We start from the raw sequence: 2792 nt of genomic DNA on the forward strand, positions 1-2792 counted from the left end.
CCCGGGGGCGGTGCTGACCGGCCTGGTCAAGCGGATCGCGCCGGACGCCAAGGCCGTCTCGCTTACCGGCCCGGACGACCTCGACACCCTGGTCGAGACCCTGGCCGGGGGCAGCCCGCTCCAGGCCTACCTGGCGGCCCACCAGGGGGAGCACCTGTACGTGTCGGAGCGGGTGGTCGTGAGCCCGCTCACCGGCGTGTTCGAGCCGCCGGCCGGCGGGCCCGTCGCCGACGGGACGGCGGTGGAGGTCGGCCGGCTCCTGGGCGTGGTCGGGATCACCGAGGTGCGCTCTCCGTTCTCGGGAACCCTGCAGGGCATGCTGGCGGTGGCGGGGGAACGGGTCACCGACGGACAACCGGTTGCCTGGCTGCGCAGCGACGAGGGCCCGGGCGGGCGCTGATGGGGATCCGGTTGGTGGGCTGGGGGACCGCCCTGCCCGACAAGGTGGTGACCAACGCCGACCTCGAGGCCCGGCTCGACACGAGCGACCAGTGGATCACCGAGCGCTCCGGCATCCGGGAGCGCCGCATCGGGGGAACGACCGCGGGCCTGGCGGTGGGCGCGGCCCGGGCCGCTCTCGGGAAGGCGGGGCTGAGCCCGTCCGACGTCGACCTGTTCGTGCTGGCCACGACCACCCCGGACCAGGCCATCCCGGCCACGTCCGCCCACGTGGCCGACCAGCTCGGGATCAACTGCGGGGCCTTCGACCTCAACGCCGCCTGCTCCGGCTTCGTGTACTCGCTGGTGGCGGCGGCGGGGATGACCGCCCCCCACGTGCGCCGGGTGCTCCTGGTGGGCTCGGAGACCCTGTCCCGGGTGACGGACTGGGAGGACCGGACGACGGCGGTGCTCTTCGCCGACGGGGCGGGCGCCGTGGTCCTGGAGGCGGTGGACGGGCCCGGGGACCTGCTGGCCTGGGACCTGGGGGTGGACGGGTCGTTGCGCCCGATCCTCTACGCCGACCTCGGCGGGTTCATCGTCATGGAGGGCAAGGAGGTGTTCCGCCGGGCCGTGCGGGTGACGGTCGAGTCGGCACGCATCACCCTGGAGCGAGCCGGCGTGGCCGCATCGGACATCGCCATGTTCGTCCCCCACCAGGCCAACCTGCGGATCATGGACGCCGTGGCCCAGCGGCTGGAGATCCCGTCGGAGCGCATCGCCGTCGTGCTCGACCGGACCGGCAACACGTCCTCGGCCTCGATCCCGCTGGCGCTGGCGGACGCGGCCGACAAGGGGCGGCTCTCCCCCGGCGACCTGGTGCTGCTGTCCGGGTTCGGAGCCGGCATGACCTGGGCCAGCGCCGTGGTGCGCTGGAGCGTGTGATGGGAGAGGGCGGGGGCCGGGTCGTGCTGGTCACCGGGGGGACCCGGGGGATCGGGCGGGCGTGCGTGGAGCGCTTCGCCGCCCTCGGGGACCGGGTCGTCTCCACGTCGCGCAGCGCGCCCGACAAGGAGGAGTCCGACGCCCTGTGGTCGCTCCCGTGCGATCAGCGTTCAGCAGGGGACGTCGACGCCCTGTTCGGGCGGATCGAGGAACGGTGGGGCCCGGTCGAGGTGCTGGTCGCCAACGCCGGGATGAACCGGGACCAGCTGATCCTGCGCATGGGCGAGGAGGCCTGGTCCCAGGTCATCGACACCAACCTCACCGGCACCTACCGGGTCGTGAAGCGGGCGGTCGGCCCGATGGTGCGGGCCCGGAAGGGCCGCATCGTGCTGGTGTCTTCGGTCTCCGGCCTGGCCGGCCAGGCGGGCCAGGCCAACTACGCCGCCTCCAAGGCCGGCCTGGTCGGGCTGGCCCGGTCGCTGGCCCGGGAGCTGGCCAGCCGGAGCATCCTGGTGAACGTGGTGGCGCCGGGTCCGGTCGAGACCGACATGCTGGCGGCGCTCAGCGCCCAGCAGGTCGAGGAGCTGGTGGCCCGGGTCCCCCTCGGGCGGGCGGCACTTCCCGAGGAGATCGCCGCCGCCGTAGCCTTCCTGGCTTCGCCCGGGGCGTCCTACATCACGGGCGCCGTCGTCCCGGTGGACGGCGGGCTGGCCATGGGTCACTGACGAGACCGCGAAATCAGAAAGAGAGAGCGAGTGGACCGCGACACCGCGTTCGACAAGTTCAAGTCCTGTGCCATCGACGTGCTGCAGGTCGATCCCGACCAGGTCGTCCCCGAGGCCAAGTTCGGAGACGACCTCGACGCTGACAGCCTCGACCTGGTCGAGCTGGTCATGGCGCTGGAGGAGAGCTTCGACATCAGCGTCGACGAGTCCGAGCTGGAGGGCATCCAGACCGTGGGACAGGCCTTCGACCTGGTGCTCTCCAAGGTCCCGTGAGGACGGCGTTCACCTCCGGGGGTGGCCCGGAGGGACGGAAGGTGGCGGTCACCGGAGTCGGCGTGGTCGCCACCGCCGGGATGGGCAAGGACGCCTTCTGGGAGGGCCTGTGCCGGCCCGGCCCGGTCGGGCCGCGGCGGGTCGAGGACTTCGACCCCACCGGCTGGTTCGGCCCGAAGGAGGTGCGCAGGGTCGACCGCTTCGCCCAGATGGGGACGGCGGCGGCGGAGATGGCGCTCGAGGACGCCGGCACCCCGGAGGTGGATCCCGATCGCGCCGGCGTGATCATCGGCACCGGTGTGGGCGGGCTGTCGACGCTCGAGGAGCAGGTGCGGGTCCACGACGAGAAGGGCGCCCGGCGCGTCTCCCCGTTCCTGGTCCCGATGATGATGCCCAACGCCGCCGCCGGGACCGTCTCTATCCGGCGGGGCTGGCGGGGACCGTGCGAGACGGTGTGCACGGCGTGCGCGG

Annotated in this window: 5 protein-coding genes; all 5 read left to right on the forward strand. The window is 73.2% G+C overall.

Annotation, left to right across the window (positions count from 1 at the left end; translation table 11 throughout):
* The coding region (locus VFW24_12060) for a hypothetical protein (GenBank protein HEX5267498.1) at positions 1–400 on the forward strand (400 nt) is incomplete at its 5' end.
* Positions 400–1323: a beta-ketoacyl-ACP synthase III gene (locus VFW24_12065; protein ID HEX5267499.1), complete on the forward strand. Its 924-nt coding sequence runs from the start codon at positions 400–402 to the stop codon at positions 1321–1323. The genes VFW24_12060 and VFW24_12065, both read left to right, overlap by 1 nt.
* Entirely contained in the window at positions 1323–2048 is a 726-nt protein-coding gene (gene fabG, locus VFW24_12070) for a 3-oxoacyl-ACP reductase FabG (protein HEX5267500.1), read from the forward strand. Before VFW24_12065 ends, fabG begins: the two co-directional genes overlap by 1 nt.
* A 30-nt stretch (positions 2049–2078) precedes the next feature.
* Entirely contained in the window at positions 2079–2321 is a 243-nt protein-coding gene (gene acpP / locus VFW24_12075; protein HEX5267501.1) for an acyl carrier protein, read from the forward strand.
* Positions 2322–2362: 41 nt separating this feature from the next.
* Positions 2363–2792: beta-ketoacyl synthase N-terminal-like domain-containing protein (locus tag VFW24_12080; protein ID HEX5267502.1), on the forward strand; the 430-nt coding region annotated here is incomplete at its 3' end.

Source organism: Acidimicrobiales bacterium (assembly GCA_036273495.1).
GTDB lineage: Bacteria > Actinomycetota > Acidimicrobiia > Acidimicrobiales > JAJPHE01 > DASSEU01.